Origin of the sequence: Capnocytophaga sp. oral taxon 329 str. F0087 (assembly GCF_000213295.2) — a bacterium.
Classification (GTDB): domain Bacteria; phylum Bacteroidota; class Bacteroidia; order Flavobacteriales; family Flavobacteriaceae; genus Capnocytophaga; species Capnocytophaga leadbetteri_A.
In genome coordinates this window covers 8,566-11,281 of the sequence record NZ_KN389987.1, presented here as the reverse complement: position 1 = coordinate 11,281, position 2,716 = coordinate 8,566, and the positions used below count along the sequence as shown (strand labels likewise).

At 44.4% G+C, this 2,716-nt stretch carries 3 protein-coding genes; all 3 read left to right on the top strand.

What is annotated here, in order from left to right:
- A partial coding sequence (locus HMPREF9074_RS01675) for a chorismate mutase (RefSeq protein WP_034539504.1) occupies positions 1-1,006 on the top strand: 1,006 nt, incomplete at its 5' end.
- A 78-nt stretch (positions 1,007-1,084) separates the two neighbouring features.
- On the top strand, positions 1,085-2,011 hold the full coding sequence (locus HMPREF9074_RS01670; protein ID WP_009388680.1) for a Dyp-type peroxidase: 927 nt from the start codon (positions 1,085-1,087) through the stop codon (positions 2,009-2,011).
- Between the two features lie 3 nt (positions 2,012-2,014).
- The coding region (locus tag HMPREF9074_RS01665) for a UvrD-helicase domain-containing protein (protein WP_034539503.1) at positions 2,015-2,716 on the top strand (702 nt) is incomplete at its 3' end.

Below are 2,716 nucleotides of genomic sequence, written 5' to 3'. Positions count from 1 at the left end.
CAGTGCCGAAACAGAAGAGCAGGTACTCAACATAGCACATAGTCTTAAGGATACTGATGTGTCATTCTTCCGTGCTGGTATCTGGAAGCCTCGTACCCGCCCCGGTATGTTTGAGGGTGTGGGAGCTTTAGGTCTGAAATGGTTGCAACGTGTAAAAGAAGAGACAGGGCTTAAGATAGCAACTGAAGTAGCCAATAAAGACCACGTAAAGCTCGCCTTAGAGCACGACATCGACCTATTGTGGATAGGGGCGCGCTCTACCGTTAGTCCGTTTATCATTCAAGAGATAGCCGATGAGCTGAAAGGTACTGATAAGATAGTATTGGTGAAAAACCCAGTAAACCCCGACCTCGCTCTTTGGATAGGGGCTATCGAGCGGCTACAGCGTGCCGGAGTTGAGAAGTTAGGGGTGATACATCGTGGGTTTTCTACTTATGAAAAGACCAAATACCGCAACATACCCGAATGGCAATTAGTGATAGAATTGCAGAATAAATTCCCGTTGCTACCTATCATCTGCGACCCTTCGCACATCACCGGTAAGCGCGAACTTATCTTCGATGTATCGCAAACTGCCCTCGACCTCAATTTCGATGGCCTGATGATTGAGACCCACTGCACCCCCGATGCTGCGTGGAGCGATGCCGCTCAGCAAATCACTCCAGAGCGTTTGGTGCAGATTATGAACGACTTGCGCATTAGGCAGGTCTCTACTAACCAAGAAGATTACGTTAGCAAACTAAGCACTCTACGCTCTCATATCGACATCATAGACGATCAGTTATTAGACCTGCTTAAGAAGCGTATGAATATTTCTGATGAAATTGGCACTCTAAAGAAAGCTAACAATGTGGCTATCCTGCAGAATCAACGCTGGCACGAAATACTCGGCAAGGTAATCTCAGAGGGAGAACAATACGGACTTAGTGAAGAGTTTATCATACAGGTATTTAAGGCGATTCACCAAGAATCTATCAACAGACAAACCGCAGTAATTAGCAGCTAGTAGATTAGTCGTTAGAACAGTGTCACTTTCTAACGACTAACGACTAATAACTAACTACTGAAAATAAAAATAGAAATAATGAATTATCAGAATGTAACCGATTTGCCTAATAACAATACTGTCTTTTTGGTATGGGCATTTAAGAAAAATACAGACAAAACACAACTAAAAGATACTTTTTCAAAAGTATGTGGCTTGGTAGGAAACCTCAACAACTCGGTAGCCGACCGCTTCCCCGAAGCGCGTGCGAGTGTAACCATAGGCATTAGCCATAGGGCGTGGCTTACCTTAGGGTTACCCCAACCGCTCCCCAAAGAGCTTAAGGATTTTCAGCCTATCAAAGGTAGCAAACACACAGCCGTAGCTACTGAAGGCGATTTGCACTTTCACATTCGTGCGCATAACCCTAGCTTAGCTTATGATATGGCAGCTGCTATCAGCGATGTGTTGCAACCTATAGCCGATTGCATAGTGAATGTACAGGGTTTTAGGTATTGGGACGGGCGTGCTATTATCGGTTTTGTAGACGGCACCGAAAACCCACGAGGCGAAGAACGCAAACAGTTTGCGGTTGTAGGCGATGAAGACCCTAACTACCAAGGCGGAAGCTACTTATTTGTGCAAAAGTATGTGCACGATATGAACGCTTGGCGTTCGTTACCCGTTAGCGAACAAGAAAAAGTAATAGGTCGCAGCAAAGAAATGGATATAGAAATGGATGAGGATACCAAACCTACAAATGCTCATTCAGCACTTGCCAATGTAGGCGATGACCTGAAAGTAGTGAGAGATAATATGCCTTTCCACGACCCAGTGAGTCATCAAATGGGCACTTACTTTATCTGCTACGCCAATACATTCAGCACGGTAGAAAAGATGCTTACGAATATGTTTGTAGGCAACCCCGTAGGTAATTACGACCGCTTATTAGATTTCAGCACTGCCGAAACAGGAACCCTTTTCTTTGTGCCTTCTTTAGATATGCTTGATGAATTCGCAGGATAAAAAATGAGCTATACGATTTACAACGCTTCAGCAGGGTCAGGCAAGACCTATAGCCTCGTGAAGGCTTATTTGCAAATTGTACTTAGTACCCTCAATGTAGAGCAGTTTAGACAGCTGCTCGCTATTACCTTTACTAACAAGGCGGTGTTCGAGATGAAGAACCGTATTATTGAGCTGTTGGGTAAGTTTAGCGAGGATACGATGCTGCATACCCCCCACAGTATGTTTACCGAATTGTGCAAAAGTCTGCATCTCACCCCTAAAGAGCTGCAAGACCGTTCGGCTAAGACGTTAGAATACCTATTGCATAACTACGCTGCCTTTAATATTAGCACTATTGACGGCTTCAACCACCAACTGATACGCCATTTCTCTCACGATTTACACCTTAATCCTTTCTTTGAAGTGCAGTTGGACAGTCAAACCCTCTTAGAACGCGCTGTAGACAACCTAATGAGCCAAGCAGGTGCGGGCGATAAGGAGCTCACTGAGTGGCTTATAGCTTTTTCTAACGAAAAGATAGACGAAGATAAGAACTGGGATACCTCTAAGGAGTTACTTGAAATAGCCAAGATGCTCACTAACGAAAACCATTATAGTCAGCTGCAATCGCTAAAAGACAAAGAGCTAAGCGATTTCGCTACCCTAAAGAAGTCCCTAAGTGAGTATAAAGAGCAAGCGGCACAGCTTATACAAACCACAGCA